General features: G+C 62.5%; 14 protein-coding genes. 6 read left to right on the forward strand and 8 right to left on the reverse strand.

Going from position 1 to position 17,120, the window contains the following annotated elements; translation table 11 throughout:
• Positions 1-33 precede the first annotated feature (33 nt).
• Positions 34-1,197, forward strand: coding sequence for an acyl-CoA dehydrogenase family protein (locus tag RCF49_RS11155; protein ID WP_342644091.1), 1,164 nt, complete (start codon positions 34-36; stop codon positions 1,195-1,197).
• A 41-nt stretch (positions 1,198-1,238) separates the two neighbouring features.
• Here the strand turns inward: RCF49_RS11155 and RCF49_RS11160 are convergent, their stop codons facing one another.
• Positions 1,239-1,547 carry a hypothetical protein gene (locus tag RCF49_RS11160; RefSeq protein ID WP_342644092.1) on the reverse strand — a complete coding sequence of 103 codons (309 nt, stop codon included), beginning with the start codon at positions 1,545-1,547 and terminating at the stop codon, positions 1,239-1,241.
• A gap of 275 nt (positions 1,548-1,822) precedes the next feature.
• Between RCF49_RS11160 and RCF49_RS11165 the strand changes: the two genes are divergently transcribed.
• The gene (locus tag RCF49_RS11165; RefSeq protein WP_342644093.1) at positions 1,823-3,019 is read left to right on the forward strand and encodes an efflux RND transporter periplasmic adaptor subunit; all 1,197 of its coding nucleotides are present in this window, start codon (positions 1,823-1,825) and stop codon (positions 3,017-3,019) included.
• A gap of 9 nt (positions 3,020-3,028) precedes the next feature.
• A complete protein-coding gene (locus RCF49_RS11170) occupies positions 3,029-6,157 on the forward strand; it encodes an efflux RND transporter permease subunit (protein ID WP_342644094.1) in 3,129 nt (1,042 codons plus the stop codon).
• A gap of 15 nt (positions 6,158-6,172) precedes the next feature.
• Here the strand turns inward: RCF49_RS11170 and RCF49_RS11175 are convergent, their stop codons facing one another.
• Positions 6,173-6,823 (reverse strand): winged helix-turn-helix transcriptional regulator, encoded by a 651-nt coding sequence (locus RCF49_RS11175; RefSeq protein ID WP_342644184.1) that lies wholly within the window; start codon positions 6,821-6,823, stop codon positions 6,173-6,175.
• 193 nt (positions 6,824-7,016) lie between these two features.
• Here RCF49_RS11175 and RCF49_RS11180 point away from each other — a divergent pair, with 193 nt between their 5' ends.
• Entirely contained in the window at positions 7,017-8,180 is a 1,164-nt protein-coding gene (locus tag RCF49_RS11180) for an acyl-CoA dehydrogenase family protein (protein WP_342644095.1), read from the forward strand.
• A 65-nt stretch (positions 8,181-8,245) separates the two neighbouring features.
• Here the strand turns inward: RCF49_RS11180 and RCF49_RS11185 are convergent, their stop codons facing one another.
• The 6 genes from RCF49_RS11185 to RCF49_RS11210 all read right to left on the reverse strand — a co-directional run bounded on the left by RCF49_RS11185 (position 8,246) and on the right by RCF49_RS11210 (position 14,719).
• Entirely contained in the window at positions 8,246-9,547 is a 1,302-nt protein-coding gene (locus RCF49_RS11185) for an NAD(P)/FAD-dependent oxidoreductase (protein ID WP_342644096.1), read from the reverse strand.
• Between the two features lie 10 nt (positions 9,548-9,557).
• Positions 9,558-10,811 carry a M24 family metallopeptidase gene (locus RCF49_RS11190; RefSeq protein ID WP_342644097.1) on the reverse strand — a complete coding sequence of 418 codons (1,254 nt, stop codon included), beginning with the start codon at positions 10,809-10,811 and terminating at the stop codon, positions 9,558-9,560.
• A gap of 83 nt (positions 10,812-10,894) precedes the next feature.
• Positions 10,895-12,037, reverse strand: coding sequence for an extracellular solute-binding protein (locus RCF49_RS11195; RefSeq protein WP_342644098.1), 1,143 nt, complete (start codon positions 12,035-12,037; stop codon positions 10,895-10,897).
• Positions 12,038-12,058: 21 nt separating this feature from the next.
• A complete protein-coding gene (locus RCF49_RS11200; protein WP_342644099.1) occupies positions 12,059-12,856 on the reverse strand; it encodes an ABC transporter permease in 798 nt (265 codons plus the stop codon).
• The gene (locus RCF49_RS11205) at positions 12,853-13,713 is read right to left on the reverse strand and encodes an ABC transporter permease (protein WP_342644100.1); all 861 of its coding nucleotides are present in this window, start codon (positions 13,711-13,713) and stop codon (positions 12,853-12,855) included. The genes RCF49_RS11200 and RCF49_RS11205 overlap by 4 nt, the downstream gene beginning before the upstream one ends.
• Before the next feature lies 1 nt (position 13,714).
• A complete protein-coding gene (locus tag RCF49_RS11210; RefSeq protein WP_342644101.1) occupies positions 13,715-14,719 on the reverse strand; it encodes an ABC transporter ATP-binding protein in 1,005 nt (334 codons plus the stop codon).
• A gap of 325 nt (positions 14,720-15,044) precedes the next feature.
• Between RCF49_RS11210 and RCF49_RS11215 the strand changes: the two genes are divergently transcribed.
• Together RCF49_RS11215 and RCF49_RS11220 are read left to right on the forward strand one after the other, a co-directional pair.
• Positions 15,045-15,926 carry a FadR/GntR family transcriptional regulator gene (locus RCF49_RS11215; protein ID WP_342644102.1) on the forward strand — a complete coding sequence of 294 codons (882 nt, stop codon included), beginning with the start codon at positions 15,045-15,047 and terminating at the stop codon, positions 15,924-15,926.
• 55 nt (positions 15,927-15,981) lie between these two features.
• Positions 15,982-17,115, forward strand: coding sequence for a M20/M25/M40 family metallo-hydrolase (locus tag RCF49_RS11220; protein ID WP_342644103.1), 1,134 nt, complete (start codon positions 15,982-15,984; stop codon positions 17,113-17,115).
• Positions 17,116-17,120: the final 5 nt, after the last annotated feature.

Genomic DNA, 17,120 nt, shown 5'->3' on the forward strand with positions numbered 1-17,120 from the left:
GCGGCGACGGGAGATTTCGAGGAGAGCGATCAGGTGAGCGGCTGGACCTTGTGGAACCTGCCATTTTTCGACTCAGGGCATGCAGATCTCGCGCGCGAGGTTGCAGCTTGGCGCGTTCAGAACCACGAGGAACCAAGCGCCGAAGCCCTTGCCGACGTTTGTCGTGACATTGCCCTCTCACTTGGCAAGGCAGGCATTCTCGAGACGGTTGTACCGCAACGAGATGCGAATGGCGGCTGGCACCTTGACGTACGTGCATTATGTGTCGCCCGCGAGGCGATCGCCTATGAAAGCGCCATGGCGGATTCGGTGCTCGCCATGCAGGGCCTGGGCACCGCGGCCATCTGGCTGCATGGCACCCCGGCTCAGCAGGAGCGCTATCTCGATCGTGCCAGGCGCGGCGAGGCCATCGCCGCGCTCGCGGTGACTGAGCCGGATTCGGGCTCAGACGTCGCCAATATCACAACCCGTGCGGAACGCTCCGGCAGCGGCTACATCCTGAACGGCGCTAAGGCATTTATCTCGAACGGCAATTTTGCCGATCACTATATCGTGCTGGCCCGCACCGGCGAGGCACCCGGCGCTCGCGGCCTGTCCGCCTTCATCGTCGATACCGGAACCCCGGGCCTCGCAGCCGGTGCTCCCATGGAAATGATGGCCGCCCACCCGCTGTCCGGCCTCACCTTCGAGAACTGCCGAATCCCTATGGAGAACCTGATCGGCGAGCCCGGTCAGGGTTTCAAGGTGGCCATGGCGACCTTCGACATTTTCAGAACCTCGGTCGGTGCTGCCGCCCTGGGCATGGCACGACGCGCCTTCGACGAGACCATGAGCCGCGTCACCCAAAGGCAGCTCTTCGGCAGCCCCATGGCCCAGCTGGCCGGCGTCCAAGCAAGGCTCGCCGATATGAAGGTTGATCTCGATACTGCAGCCCTGATGGTCTATCGCGCCGCCTGGGCAAAGGACATGATCGGCGGCCGCTGCACGCAGGAAGCCTCGATGGCGAAGCTCGTCGCCACCGAAGCGGCAAGCCGGGTGATCGACAGCGCCGTGCAAATCTTTGGCGGACTTGGGGTCACCCGCGGAAGCCTGGTCGAACAGCTTTATCGCGAGGTCCGCGCGACCCGCATCTATGAGGGCGCCAGCGAGGTGCAAAAGCTGGTGATCGCACGCACGCTTCTCAGTGAGCAGAGATAAGGCCTGCGGAACGCGCCTGTGCCCAGGCCAAGCCTCCCCGCCTATTGGCTGCGGATCTCGGCCGCGCCATAGCTCCGGAACGTTTGTTCGACGATCCCGGCGAGATCATCCTGGGCGACATCGGCCGCGATCCGGATCGAGCCCCTGAGCGCCGTCGCGTTCTTCTTCTGGGGATCAGGCCCGCCTTTTTCGGCCTCGACGATGTCGAAAGCATCGCCGGCTGTATTGGCATCCTCTGCCGCCGTCACCGATACAGCCTTCGGGTCCACCCCGTGCTGTTGCACGAGGTGTTCGACAACCTGCTCGGCCTGTTCGCGTGTCGGGAAGGTTCCGACGACCACTCTGCCCATGGCTTGGCTCCATTCCTGCACAGAATTGAGGGGTAATGGCACATCGCGCCGGAGGTTCCCTCAACCGCGCAAACCGGGTCGCAGCCGATCACAAGTTCAGTCCACTTTGCGTCCATCAGACCCTGGCCGAATCGCCTGTTAGTCTCTTACCCGTTTGGTCACCGCCGAGCCTTTCCGTAATCTCGGAACATTGCCCGGCGTGAACGATTGAAACTTGTGGACTGGCAGAGGCGCGCTCGGCCTGGTTTCATTTGCTGGTCTAGCGAGGCAATTTGATGAATCGGGCCGCTCTGCTATTTATCGTTCTTGCCGCTGCAGCTCTTCCTGCCTGCTCCGAAGGAGATGATGCGTCCAGCAGCCAGCAGGCGCAGTCCCAAGCCGCTGCCAGGCCTGCCGAGGTCGGGGTGATTACGCTGCACCCGCAGCAGGTGCCGTTCACGGCAACAGTGCCGGGGCGCACCGTCGCTTCGGCGGTGAGCGAAATCAGGCCGCAAGTGAACGGGATCATCCAGAAGCGCCTCTTCGATGAAGGCCGCCAGATCGAAGCCGGCAGCGTTCTTTACGAGATCGATGACCGACCCTATCGCGCGGCGGTCGACTCAGCCCAGGCCAATGTCGAGAAGACTGAGGCGGCATTGGCGCGGGCGCAGGCGGATTTCAAGCGCGCCGAGGAACTGAGGCAGCGCAACGTCACCTCCCAGCAGGCTCTGGACGAGGCCCGCGCGACCCTGCTTCAGGCTGAGGCGGATCTCGCCGGGGCGAAGGCGGCGTTGCAAAGCGCCCAGATCGATCTTTCGAACACCAAGGTGACGGCGCCGATTTCCGGACTGATTGGCAGATCGCAGGTGACGGAGGGCGCTCTCGTGACGGCGAACCAGTCTACGGCCCTGACCACCATCAGGCAAATCGACCCGATGTATGTGGACATGACCGAATCGAGCGCGAGGCTTTTACAGGTGCGCCGGATGCTCGAACAGAGGCCCGATCCGAGCAAGCGCCCCACCGCCAAGATCCATCTGACACTCGAGGACGGCGAGGAATATGCCCAGGTCGGCACCGTCGAGGCGGCGGAGGGAAGCGTCAGCGAAACCACCGGGACCGTGACCATCCGTGCCGTCATCGATAATCCCGCCCGTCTGCTTCTGCCCGGCATGTATGTGCGCGCGACCGTCGAGGTCAATGTGCAGAGAGAGGGTTTTCTCGTGCCGCAACGGGCGGTCAGTCGGAATGCGAAGGGTGAGGCCATCGCCATATTCGTCACCCCCGACGGCAAGGCCGAGATGCGGGTGCTGGAGACCGAACAATCCTACACCAATGCCTGGCTGGTTCTGGACGGGATCAAGGATGGCGACCGCCTGATCGTCGATGGCCTGCAAAGGGTGCGCAGTGGCCAACCGGTCAAGCCGGTCGCCATGGAGGTGGATGAGCAAGGGCTGGTCAGGCCAGCCGCTGCAGCAGCCTCCTCGCAGTGAGGGTCCGGGATGTCGCACTTCTTCATCCAACGTCCGGTCTTCGCATGGGTGATCGCCATCGCCATCATGCTGGCCGGCGCTCTGGCGATAACGACGCTGCCGATCTCGCAATATCCAGAAATCGCGCCACCCACGATCCGGGTCAGCGCGACCTATCCCGGAGCAAGCGCTCAAGCCGTCGAGAACTCCGTCACCCGCGTCATCGAGCAGAACATGACGGGGCTCGACAATCTCGACTACATGTCAGCCTCAAGCGCCTCCAACGGCTCCTCATCGATCAGTCTGGTGTTCAACAATCAGGCCGATCCGGACATCGCCCAGGTTCAGGTGCAGAACAGGCTTCAGCTTGTTGAATCCTTGCTGCCGCAAGCGGTTCGCGACCAAGGCGTAACGGTCACCAAATCCACCAGCAGCATCCTGATGGTGGTGACCCTCACCTCGACCGATGGTAGCATGAGCTCGAATGATCTCGGCGATTTCATTTCGAGCAGTATCGAGGACGTGATCCGGCGCCTCGAGGGCGTCGGCGACTTGAACGTCTTTGGTTCGGGCTATGCCATGCGCATCTGGCTCGATCCCGAAAAGCTCCAGCGTTTCCAGCTCACCCCGGCCGACGTGACATTGGCCGTCAGAGCGCAGAACACGCAGGTTTCCGCCGGACAGCTCGGGGCCTTGCCGGCGATCGGTGGCCAGCAGCTCAATGCGACGGTCACCGCCCAGAGCCAGCTGCAGACCCCCGACCAGTTCCGCAACATCATCCTGAAAACTGACACGGCTGGTGCGGTCGTCCGCTTAGGGGATGTGGCCCGCGTCGAGGTCGGGGCGGAATCCTATCAGACCAGCTCTGAATATAACGGAAGGCCGGCCGCGGGCTTCGGTGTGAACCTGGCGGCGGGGGCGAACGCAATCGACACCGCCGAGCGGGTTCGGGCGGCCATGGAGACCCTGAAAGGCTCCCTGCCCAGCAATGTGGAAGTGGTCTATGCCTATGACACGACGCCCTTCGTCGAGCTTTCGATCGAGGAGGTCGAGCGGACACTGTTCGAGGCCATCATCCTGGTTTTCCTGGTGATGTTCCTGTTCCTGCAAAATCTGCGGGCCACATTCATCCCGATGATCACGGTTCCGGTCGTCCTGCTCGGAACCTTCGCCGTGCTCGCCTTGGCCGGCTACTCCATCAACACGCTGACCATGTTCGCCATGGTGCTGGCAATCGGCCTCCTGGTGGATGATGCCATCGTTGTCGTCGAGAATGTCGAGCGCGTGATGGCCGAGGAGGGATTGAGCCCGCGGGAAGCCACCGAGAAATCCATGCGCGAGATTACCGGGGCGCTGATCGGCATCGGCCTCGTGCTTTCCGCTGTCTTCGTACCCATGGCATTTTTCGGCGGCTCGGTCGGCATCATCTACCGTCAGTTCTCGATCACCATTGTCACCGCCATGATCTTGTCGGTGATCGTGGCTCTCGTCCTCACCCCCGCGCTCTGCGCAACCATGCTGAAGCCCCACACCGGAACGCGGCGCCGCGGCCCGTTCGCCTGGTTCAACCGTGGCTTTGAACGCATGACGAATGGGTATCAGGCCTCCATAGGCGGCATCGTCAAGCGGCCGCTGCGGGTGCTGCTCATCTACGCCTTGCTGGCCGGCGGCGCCGTCTTTCTGTTTCGCGACCTGCCCAGCGCCTTCATCCCCCAGGAAGACCAAGGCGTGTTGATGACCCAGATCCAGCTCCCCGCGGGCGCGACGGCGCAGCGGACCCAGGCCGTCATCGATCAGGTCCGCGACTATTTCCTGAACGAGGAAAAGGCCGCGGTGGAGAGTGTCTTCGCCGCCAAGGGCTTTGGTTTCAGTGGCAGCGGCCAGAATGCGGCACTTGCATTCGTCCGCCTGAAACCGTTTGAGCAACGAACCGCCCCCAGGCTCTATGCGGATGCGGTGGCCAGGCGCGCCATGCAGCGCTTCTCGGCCATTCGTGACGCCCAAGTCTTTGCGCTCGCGCCGCCCGCTATGCCCGGCCTTGGCACATCCAGTGGTTTCGACATGTATCTGCAGGACCGCTCGGGCGCCGGGCGCGATGCCCTCAACGCCGCGCGCGACAGGTTGCTCCTGCAGGCCAATCAGGATCCGCGCCTTTCCGCCGTCCGGCAGAACGCACAGGACGACCAGCCGCAATTCCGCATCAATGTAGACCAGGAACGAGCAGGCGCCTTGGGCCTCTCGCTCGCGGAAGTCAACGCCATCCTCACGACCGCCTGGGCGGGATCATATGTCAATGACTTCATCGATCGCAGTGAGATCAAGCCGGTCTACGTCCAGGCGGATGCTCCCTTCCGCATGCAACCCGAAGATATTGGTCTATGGTATGCGCGCAATTCCCTTGGCGAGATGGTCCCCTTCTCCGCCTTCACCGACACGGAGTGGACATACGGACCAGCAAAGCTCGACCGCTTCAACGGGGTTGCCGCCGTGAATATCCAGGGCTCGGCCGCCGCTGGCGTGAGTTCGGGAACGGCGATGGACCTCATGGAGCAATTGGTGAGCGGGCTCCAGAACGGCTTTGGCGTGGCCTGGTCGGGCCTCTCCTACCAAGAGCGGCTTTCCGGAAATCAGGCGCCCGCGCTTTATGCGATCTCCATCATCGTTGTATTCCTCTGTTTGGCGGCCCTTTACGAGAGCTGGTCGATTCCCTTCTCGGTCATCTTGGCCGTGCCTGTCGGCATCTTCGGTGCGCTGCTTGCCGCTTGGTGGTTCGGTCAGACCAACGACGTCTACTTCAAGGTGGGCTTGCTCACCACCATAGGCCTGGCGGCGAAGAACGCCATTCTGATCGTTGAATTCGCCAAGGACCTGCAGGCCGGTGGCAAAAGCCTGATCGAGGCGACCTTGGAAGCAGCCCGATTACGGCTGCGACCGATCATCATGACATCGCTCGCCTTCATTCTCGGCGTGACACCGCTCGCGATCGCCACGGGTGCTGCTTCCGGCGCCCAGAACTCGATCGGCATCGGTGTCATGGGCGGCATGATCAGCGCGACCGTGCTCGGCATCTTTTTCGTCCCGCTGTTCTATGTCCTGGTGATCGGCCTCTCCTCCCGCTTCCGGCGTTCACCGGCGCCGGCCGGTTCAGCGCCCGCGTGAGCCAGAGGTGCGGCCCTACTGCACCCGGCGCGGTTCAGCCGCGAACGGGCTGAGGCCGAGCCATTGCTGGATCGCCCGCGCAATGCGCGGGTCACCATCGAGGGAGAGCCGCCCCGCCTCGACTTCCTGACGTACGACGGTGAGCCCCATCCAGATCGCGGTCATGCTGCGCAGTGACCCGGTAACGAGCAAATCCACTTCGAAACCGGGATCGAAACCACACAGATCAACCTGCCCGGCATCGATCACCAGCCACCAATTCTGACGGGATGGTGGCAGCTCTGGGTACTGAAACTGTATCGTGCACCGTTTCGGCGGCAATGGCTGCGGATTGAGGTTGCGGCGCATGTCCCACATGAGGAGCGAGGGATCGAGATTCTTGAGCGACAGGCGGGATTCCACCCATCTCTGTCCCCAGAAGCCGATACCCAGAATGATGGGCCGCAGATCTTCCCCCGCCTCTGACAGGTGATATTCGTTGATTCCATTCGGATTGCGGACTGTCCGGATGACCCCGACCCGCTCCAGCTCCTTCAGCCGCTTGGAGAGAAGCGCTGGCGACATCCGCGGCACACCCCGGCGCAGATCATTGAATCGTGTGGCCCCGCAGAGCAGCTCACGGATGATGAGCGTGGTCCACCGCGAGCACAGGATCTCCGAGGCCATTGCAACCGGGCAAAACTGGCCATAGCTTCCACGAACGTCCACGGCGGTCACCTCCGGCGCCCCTCGGGGATCATAGCGCAAATGCGCGGTTTTCAAAGCGATACTGTGGCCGGACGCACTACAGTTCGTGAACTGGACGACACCTAAAAGCGGCGCAATCCTCCGGTAAAGTTGGTCCACGGAGGAAACGGACATGACCAGCACAGTTGCACATTCGGACAGCATCTCGGTGATCGCAACCGCAGATCCAGCAGCAACGGCGCGCGAACTCTCACCTATCTTTGCCGAGAGAGCCAACCGCTTTGATGAGACGGATAGCTTCGTTGCGGAGAACTACGCCATTCTCAGAGATGCTGGTCTCGTCGAAGCCGGCGTTCCGCGTGAGCTTGGCGGCGGTGGCGCGGACATAGCCGATCTCGCCGAAATGGTCAGAGTTCTCGGCCGCGCCTGCGGCTCGACTGCCCTCGCCTTCTCCATGCACACCCATCAGGTGGCGATCCCCGCCTGGCGCTGGCGCCATCAGAACGCCACCGCCGTTGAACCATTGCTCAAGCGTGTCGCGAGCGAGCGCCTGATCCTGCTCTCAAGCGGCGGCTCCGACTGGGTTGGCGGTTCCGGCACCGCCGTCAAGGTCGATGGCGGATATCGCATCACGGCGCGCAAGGTCTTCACATCAGGAGCTGAGGCTGGCGATCTGCTGATGACCGGTGCGGTTGTCACCGAACAGGATGGGTCCCGCTCCGTCATCCACTTCGCAGCCCCCATGAACAGGCCCGAGGTAAAGATCATCCAGACCTGGCGAACCCTGGGCATGCGCGGAACCGGCTCTCATGACGTGGTCATCGAGGACTTGTTCATCCCGGACAGCAGTGTCGCGTTTTCACGCAAGGCGGGAGAGTGGCACCCGGTCTTCCAGATCATCGCCACCCTGGCCTTTCCGCTTATCTATTCTGCCTATCTGGGCGTTGCGGAAAGCGCGCGCGATATCGCCCTTGATCTGGCAAGGCGCAAGCCGGTGAGCCCCTACGGGCTCGAGCTTGCCGGACGCATGGAGACCGCGCTCAGAACAGCGCAAATAGCTCATCGCTGGATGTTGGAGATCGCCGCACGAAATGCGCCGTCAGCCGATAGCGTCAATGAGGTGATGATCGGCCGCACAGTGCTGGCGGAGAACGCCATCCGTGCGGTTGAGCTCTCGCTCGAGCTCGCTGGCGGCGCTGGCTTTTATCGCTGCAATGGGCTGGAGCGTCGCTTCCGGGATATCCAGGGTGCCCGCTACCATCCTCTCCAGGCTGGACCGCAGGCCCATTATGCCGGGGCGATTGCGCTTGGTCAGCCCGTCGCGACGGTCTACTGAAGCGCTGATCGGGCGATCGACGCCCCGCGTACCGCGGCTTCGCGATCAAAGAAGAGCGGAACGCTCTAGAGGCCGAGCCGGTCGCGAATGCGGCCATAGGCGAGCCGCAAAGAGGTGGCAGGCTTCCATAGCCCGTGCAGCGGAATGGCCTTGATGTCGGTCACCGGCATCGGCAGCTCTTCGGGCCCGGCGCCGGCAATCCGCTGGGCGAGCAGCGCGCCCATGGCCGTGGCCATGGCGATCCCACGGCCATTATAACCGAGCGCGATATGCACATTCGGTGCCGGCTCGTGCATATGGATGTGGTGATCGGGAGTGATCGCCACCTGCCCATTCCACACATGCGTCCAGCTCATGCCATTAAGCTCCGGCCAAAGGCGCTCCGCATACGCGATGAGGTGCTGGGCATCCCCGAATCCGGTGACATCGCGCATTGGGCTGCGCCCGCCGATGATCAGGCGCCCCCCGCGGTCAAGCCGGTAGTAAATGGTTGTATTGCCGGTCTCATAGAGAACCGACCCGCCAGGCAGGATTTTCGAGGCGATGCCTTGCGGCAGAGGCGCGGTGGCAACAATCGTCGTATAGACCGGCACGATGCTCTGCGCGAGTTTGGGCCATAGCCCGTCCGTATAGCCATTGGTCGCCAACACCAGCCGCTCCGCAAGTACGGCGCCTGAGGGCGTCCGGACGGCCCAGCGCGGGCCAGCCCTTTCCACCGCCAATGCGGGTGAGGCTCCATGTATCCTGGCACCCGCTTTCATCGCAGTCTCGGCCAGCCCCCGGGCATAGCCCAGTGGATTGACCTTGCCGCCTTGCGCGAAGAAGAGTCCGCCAGGATAGCGATCAGTGCCCGATGCACTTGCGGCAGCGCCCCGATCGAGCCATTCGGCAGCACCAACCAGTTTGCGCCATTCCTGGAAATAGGTCTGCGCCCGCGCGATACCGGCGCCGTTTATGGCCATACGCAACGTGCCGGTCTGCGATGCCTCGCAATCGATCCCGTGCCGGGCCACCAGCTCGAACACCCTGTTGGGTGCATCCGCCGCATAGTGCAGCATGCGCCGGCCAAGATCCTCGCCGAAATCAGCAACGACCGTGGCCGGCGTCGGATAAAGACCGGGATTGACCTGCCCGCCATTTCGCCCCGAAGCGCCCCAGCCAGGCTCATGCCGCTCCAGCACCACCGCGCGGATGCCCCTTTCCGCCAGATGCAGGGCAGTTGAAAGCCCGGTATAGCCGCCGCCCACTATGGCCACATCGGTGCTGCAGTCCCCATCGAGCGACGGTGTCTCCACCGGTGGCCGGGCGGTATCCGCATAGAGGCTCCGCGGCAACGGCTTGCCGCGATCGGTGCTGGCTTGGGTCATGGGAGGCTCGTCAGACCACGATCAGCTCGAGCGGCACGTTGGACAGAATGCGCGCGCCGTTCTTCTCATAGACCAGCGTATCGATCAGCCAGGTGTTAAACAGGCTCTCCAGGTTGGTTACCATGTTCTCCTCGAACACCCGGTCGAGATATTTTTCATCCTGATAATGGAAGTAGAAATCGCCGACCCAATCCGGCGGCAGGCTGAGACCCAGCTCATAGCCCAGCACCCATCCGGCACCATCCAGAAGGCCCACTTCGGAGAGATAGCGGCGGATGAGGGCATTCACCTCGCGCACCGTCATGCCGGCTTTGACCTCATTGCGGAAGAGGTCGAACACGCCGGCCGCCTTTTTGTAATTGTCGAGCATCTCCTTGCTGGGCTCGCCCAACAAGAAGCCGCGCATCACGTTTGAATGATATCGATTGTAGACGCCGCACAGATCGGCTGTGAGGAACTCGCCCGCCTCAATGACCTTCCGCCCGGCCATGGAATGGCCCGATGAAACCGGGCGGCCATCCCGCACCGGCACTGCGTTGAAGATCGGGATCAGCGCCGGAAATTCGCTGCCCGCTTTCATCATGGCCGCGGTGGTCAGGCCGAACAGCTCGAGTTCGGTCATGCCCGGGCGGATCTCCTTCCGAATGGTCTCGATGCCAATCTCGGCAAAGCGGGTCGCCTTCTCCATCGTTGCGATCTCCGCGGGCGACTTCACCCGCCGCGCGCGACGCAGAATGGTGCTGGCATCGACCACCCGCGCACCTTCCGCGAGGAACGCGCCTTCGAGCATGGTCGAGATCGCCCGGTTGGGCACATAGCTCCAATACTCCATGCCGACGGTGCCATTGAGCCAGCCCTTGGCCTTCAGCTCGCTCATGATGAAGGGCAGATTGACTGAGGCCTCGCGCGACTTGAAGAAACGGTTGTCGGCCGAGATCGAGCACTTCGCCAGGACGGGCAGTTCCGTCGGGTTGTCGAAATGAAAGAACTCGTCGTGGTCCACATGAATCACGGTGCCATAGAGCTGCGGGTACCGCATCGGCGCATTGGCCTTGTACCAGCTGGCGTAATAGCCGTGCAGCCAGGTGATATGCTCCGGCGTCGTCACATAGAGCAGATCGATCTTGGCTTCCGCCATGAGCGCCCGCACCCGACGGATACGGTCGAGATATTCGGAACGGTCGAAAGCCAGTTCTGTCGCGGTGTCGGACAACGCCTCGAAGGCGCCCGGCGCAAGGCCGTTATAATCGCTGGTCTGTGCCATGGGAAATCCCAATCATTGCAGGATTGGGGCTCCGCGCCCCCTCGCGCGGAGCCCGGCTTCTCGGACGGCAGGTCAGGAACGAGTTACGCCTGCAGCCACTCCTCGAAGCGCTTCTGAGTTGCCTCGTAGTTCTTCGCCCACCAGCCCCAGTCGATGTGGAACTGCTTCTCCAGATTGGCCGGATAGGATGGCAGAATCTCAGCCAGCTCCTTGTCCAGCAGGTCATATGCCTTGAGGTTGGTCGGGCCGTAATACATGAGTCGCGCAAAGGCCGCTTGCGGTTCGGGGCGGCCAAGCCAGTTCATGATCTGCATGGCGCCGGTTGGGTTCGGTCCGCCTTTCATGGCAAGCCACGCCTCGACCTCGCCCTGATAGGCGGCCTGGTTCCACTCGAAGGCAAAGGGTGCGCCATTGTCGCGAATGGTCACGGTGCCGCGGCCGTTCCAGACATAGAGCAGGTCGACCTCCTGGTCTTCCATCATCTGCTGCTGTTGGCCGCCGCTTTCCCACCAGCTCACGATATGCGGCTTGATCTTATCCAGGCTGCGGAAGGCCCGGTCCACGTCGAGGGGATAGAGCTGATCCATCGGCACCCCATCGGCGAGCAGCGCGAACTCAATGGTGGGGTAAGCCGTATAACGACCGAAGGCGCGCGGTCCAGGGAACTTCTCGACATCCCAGAAATCCGCCCAAGTCTTGGGATGATCCCCATTCGGCCAGCGGTTCTTGTTATAAGCCATGACATAGGACAGCGTGCTGCCGCCAATGGCATAATCTCCATAGGCCAGCTGGTTGGGCGTGAGTGCCGACTTGTCGACCACCGTCCAGTCGAGCTTCTGACACACCCCCTTTTCCACGAACATTGGCGTATCGAGCCCAGCGCCGAGAATGAAGTCGATCTCCATGGCGTTGGCCTCATGCATGGCCAGCACCTTTGGCGTGCTGTAGGGAATAACCTTTACCGCCGCCCCGGATTTCTCCGTATAGGGCGTGTAATAGGCTTCAGCGATCCGCTGATCCCATTCACCGCCCCAGCCCATGGTGGTCACCGCATCGGCCGCTTGCGCCTTGCTCACGAGCATGCCGTGGAAGCTGGCAAGCAGGGCCGATCCTGCTGCCGCCTTGCCCAGCGCGCCGAGGAACTGGCGGCGGCTGAGCCCTCGCGTTTCATCCAGCACTTGCCGCAGCAGCAATGCGGCCCTTTCCTGCTCACTCCGGTCAAACATCAGTCTCCCTCCTTTTATCATTCATAATCCCTGCGCCTTGGCTGATCCCCGCCTGCGGGCAGCCAGCGCCGTCACCACGAAGGCGGCGAGCGCCAGCACGACCAGTGTCGTCGAGGCGGCCGCGATGGTCGGCTGCAGCGAAATGCGCACGCCCTCCCACAGCCGGACCGCGAGCGGCTTTTCAACCGTCCCCAGCAGGAACATCGCGACCAGCAACTCCTGGGCCGATTGCAGGAAGGCGAACACAGCACCCACAATGAGCGACGGCGCCAGCACCGGCAGGGTCACCGTCGTGACGGCTCGCAAGGGCGATGCGCCATGGATCCGCGCCGCAAGCTCCAGATCCGGATCATAGCTCTTGAGGCTCGCCAGCAGGTTCAGCACCACATAGGGAATGCCGGTCACCGTGTGTGCGAGCACGAGCCCGGTCACCGTACTGACCAGTCCAAGCGGCACAAAAAACAGATAGAGCGAGATCGCCTTGATGATCGCGGGCAGGATCAGCGCCGCCATCAGCAGCGATTCGAACGCCGCCTTGAACCGGAAACTATGGCGGGCAAGCGCAAACGCGGCTGGTATGCCGACAAGCGTTGAAAGAAGCGCGGTCAAGCCGCCCACTTGGAACGTGATCCAGTAGGAGGGCAGCCAGTCATTGCCCAACAGCTCCCGGTACCACTGCAGCGAAAAGCCCGGCGGTGGAAAGGTGAGGAATTTGCTCGCACTGAACGAGATCATCACCACCACGAGCACCGGAAACAGCAGATAGATGAGCACGAGGCCGCTGCTGATCCAGAGCGCGTTTTGCTCAGCCCGGCTCACGAGTCGGCCCCCGCCAGCCGTTCGAAACCGAAGAAGCGATTGAACAGCGCCAGAAGACCAACCGTGATCACCAGCAGAAGAGCTGCCGCAGCCGAGGCGAGCGGCCAATCCAGAAGCTTGCTGGCAAGCGTATCGATCGACTGCGAGATCATTGTCTGCTGCGGCCCGCCAAGGAGTGCCGGGGTGATGTAGAAGCCGAGCGTATTGACGAAGGTGAGCAGCGAGCCGGCGATGATGCCGGGCATGCTGAGCGGCAGGAACACGGTGCGGAAGGCGGAGAAGGCGCCGGCGCCGTGCGCGGCCGCCGCATCGAGCAGCGCCGGATCGATGCGCACCATCCCCGCATAGAGGCTCAGCACCATCAGCGGCAACATCACCTGCACCATTCCCACCAGAACCGCGAAATCCGAGGAAAGATGCGATGTGGGAACCTGGATGAGCCCGAGCGCCACGAGCACTTGATTGACGATGCCGTTTCGCCCGAGCAGCACCATCCAGGAATAGGTGCGCACGATATAATCGAGCCAATATGGCGTGGTGACTGCAAGGAGCAGCAGCAGGCGAGCCAGCCCCGACGATCGCGCCAGCAGCATCGCCAAGGGATAGCCCAGGACAAGACACGCCGCCGTGGTGATCACCGAAAACTTTAAGGTGGTCCAGATCACCTTGCTGTAAAGCGGCGTCGAGAGCAGCTCCTGGTAGTTGCCCAGCGAAATCGCCCCATCCACATAGGCGCTTCTCAGCAGCATCTGCACGGTTGGCCACAGAAAAAACGCGGCATAGATGATGATCGCCGGCGTGAGCAGCAGGAGCACCAAAGGCCCATTCCTGGTTTGCTGAGCACCTGCCCTCATCATGCTAGCGGTTCTCCGCCGCAAGGGCTGTCGTGGCCGCGACCGGCCAATGGACGCGCACCGCGCTGCCCGGCGCCAATTCCGCAGCTTCACTCGCTGGAATGCGCGCGGAAATCGATTGGCCGACGGCCTCCACCACAACCCGGACCGCCTCGCCAAGGAAAATCGTTTCAATTACCCGGCCCTGCAGGCAGTTGACGCTGTCTCCCTGCGGGTCTTGCAGCGAGATGCGTACCGCTTCGGGGCGGAATGCAAGCTCGACGGTTCCTGCTCTTTCGCCACTGGCCGCGCGCAAACCGTTGCCGTCCGGCAGCTCGTAGGTTCCGCCATTGGCATGCGCCCGGATCAGATTGGAGCCGCCGAGAAATCGCGCCACGAAGGCATTCGCTGGCCGGTTCCAGAGATCCTGAGGCCGGTCGGCCTGCTGGATCTGACCCTTGTCCATCACCGCCACCAGGTCCGACATGCCCATGGCTTCCCCCTGGTCATGGGTGACATTGATGAACGTGGTGCCCGCTTGCCGGTGAATGGCCTTGATCTCGACCTGCAGCTGCTCGCGCAGCTCCTTGTCCAAAGCGCTCAGGGGCTCATCGAGCAGCACCAGCGGTGGCTTAGCGACCAGGGCGCGTGCCATGGCGACGCGCTGGCGTTGCCCACCGGACAAAGCCGCCGGCATGCGCCCGGCGAACGCGCCAAGCTGCACCATCTCCAGGACGTCGCCGACGCGTTTGCGCAAATCCTCTTTCGTCCCGCGCATCCGCAAGGGATAGGCGACATTGTCGAAGACCGTCATGTGAGGAAACAGGGCATAGCTCTGGAACACCATGCCGATATTCCGCTTGTGCGGCGGCAGCGCCACCACCGACTGGCCGTCGAATTGCACATCGCCTTTTTCGGGCGTGAGAAATCCGGCGATGATCCTGAGCAACGTGGTCTTGCCGCTGCCGGATGCGCCAAGCAGCGTCACAAAGCGGCCTGCCTCCACGGTAAGGCTGCATTTATCGAGCACGACAGCTCTGCCAAACGACTTTGATACGCCTGACAGATTCACGGCCAGACCTGCGCGAGAATGGCTGGTCTTCATATATTGCTGCTCGCGGTAACGGTTGGCATCCTCACCACCTGCGAAGCTGGCTTGTTCGAGACTGGGCTGCAAAACAATGCGCCCGATCCCCCAAGCACTCTTGACCTTATTCGCCTGGCTGGAATGATGCCGCCCGGCGGCCGTCTGTCAAGGCTATTCATTATAATAAATAGGATGGCGACCATGGTGCGTTTCGTGTAGGCAAATGGGGAAGATTGAGGCACCTGCCCTCCGAAGGGCGCGCGATGAGATGAGCGAAATAAGGGCAGATAACACGCCGGCCATCGGGCGATACGCCCGACAACGGACCCGCGCCAAGCGATCGGACCTGATTGCCGAAGAGCTTTTGCGCTGGGTGCTCCTGACCGGCAAGTCACCGGGAGACCGCCTGCCGCAGGAAAAGGAGCTCATGGAGATGTTCGGCGGCAGCCGGGGCACAGTGCGCGAGGCGCTGAAATCGCTCGAGGTGCAGGGCTTGGTCGAGGTGGTCACCGGTCCCAATGGCGGCGCGCGCTTGACCCGCGTGCCTGAAGACCGGGCCATGCAGCTGCTGACCCCCTATTTCTACTTCAAGGATCTCGACGCCGAAGCGATCTATCAAACCCGGCTGGTGCTGGAGCCTGTGATGGTCCGCGCCGCCATCGACCATCTGACCGAAGCGGATTTCACCGCCATGCGCCAGACGATTGAGGTCTGCTGCGACGGGATGGAAGGACGCGCCAATCCGGCGGCGCACCGGGCGGCGGAGCTGCAGTTTCACCACATCATAGCCAACCGGGTTCCCAATGCCCTCCTGCGATTCTTCTGCATCTTCACCAATCACATCCTCTATTCCATGGTGACGCCGAAAGCGGTGGTCCAGGGCGAGCAGCATGCCTTCGCTCATCACGTGGTCCATGCGCATGTGGAAATCATCGAGGCCTTGGAGGCGCGCGATGCCAAGCGAGCCTCTATGCTCATGCTCGAGCACATTCGCACCGCCGCTGGCATGGTCGAGGATATGGAGATGGCGTTCCATCAAGCCTTCATTGATCAATCCATGGCCGCAAGCCTTGACATTATCGCCACCGTGACCGGGATGAGCGCGTTCGATCCTCGGCCGAAGCCTGCCAGCCGTCAGACCAAAGATTGACAGCAATCGCGCCGATCATCGGCGGCCATCGCTGTACAGCAAAGGAAGCCCTCACATGGACGTCTCCTCACTCGCCTGCGACCCCGTGGCCATGCTCGAGCGGCTAAGGCCGTGGATCGAGTGCGAGAGCCCCACCTTCGATGCCGTGCGCGTCAATGCGATGATGGATTTGGCTTCGGCCGACCTGCGCGAGCTCGGCTGCTCGATCGAACGCATATCCGGGTCCGGCGGCTTCGGCGATTGTGTCTTGGCCCACTTGCCACACAGTCGGAGAGGCCAGGAACCCGGTATCCTGATCATGGGTCATCTCGATACGGTCCATCCCGTGGGCACTCTCGAAAAGCTGCCATTCCGCATCGAGGGCGAGCGCTGCTACGGGCCCGGCATTCTCGATATGAAGGGTGGCTGCCGGATCAGCCTCGAGGCCATTGCCGCCCTCCAGGCGCAGGCGATAGAAACACCATTGCCGGTCTCCGTCCTGTTCACCTCGGACGAAGAGGTCGGCAGCCCCAGCACCCGCAGTCTCATCGAAAAGACCGCCCGGCAGTTCCGATTCATTCTGGTGCCGGAGCCGGCCATGAAGGACGGCGGCGTCACCACCGGTCGCTATGCGATTGCCCGGTTCAACCTCAGAGCCTATGGCCGCCCGAGCCATGCCGGCGCGACACTGAAGGAGGGGCGTTCCGCCATCCGGCTGATGGCGGACCATGTTTCAGTGATCGAGAGCATGACCACGGATCAGTGCACCTTCAGTGTGGGTGTGATCCATGGCGGCCAATGGGTGAACTGCGTGCCCACGACCTGCGCCGCGGAAGTGCTCAGCATGGCCAAGCGGCAAGCCGATCTCGACAGCGGCATCACGCGGATGCTGGCTCTGAACCACAGTGATGGCAATGCGCGCCTCGAGGTGGAACTCGGCGTGGTTCGCCCGGTATGGGAGCCGGACGCTGGCACGATGGCGCTCTACGACAAGGCACGGAGCATTGCCGAGAGCCTGGGCCTTGCTCTTTCGCAGGGCAGCGCCGGCGGCGGTTCGGATGGCAACTTCACCGGAGCGCTGGGCATTGCGACCTTGGACGGCCTCGGCCTTCGCGGCGCCGGCTATCACACATTGGAAGAATATATCGAGATCCCAAGCCTCGCTCTGCGTACGCGGCTAATGGCGGGGCTGCTCGCGACCCTGTCCTGATCCGG

The sequence above is a fragment of the Rhodoligotrophos sp. CJ14 genome, from assembly GCF_038811545.1.
Taxonomy (GTDB): domain Bacteria; phylum Pseudomonadota; class Alphaproteobacteria; order Rhizobiales; family Im1; genus Rhodoligotrophos; species Rhodoligotrophos ferricapiens.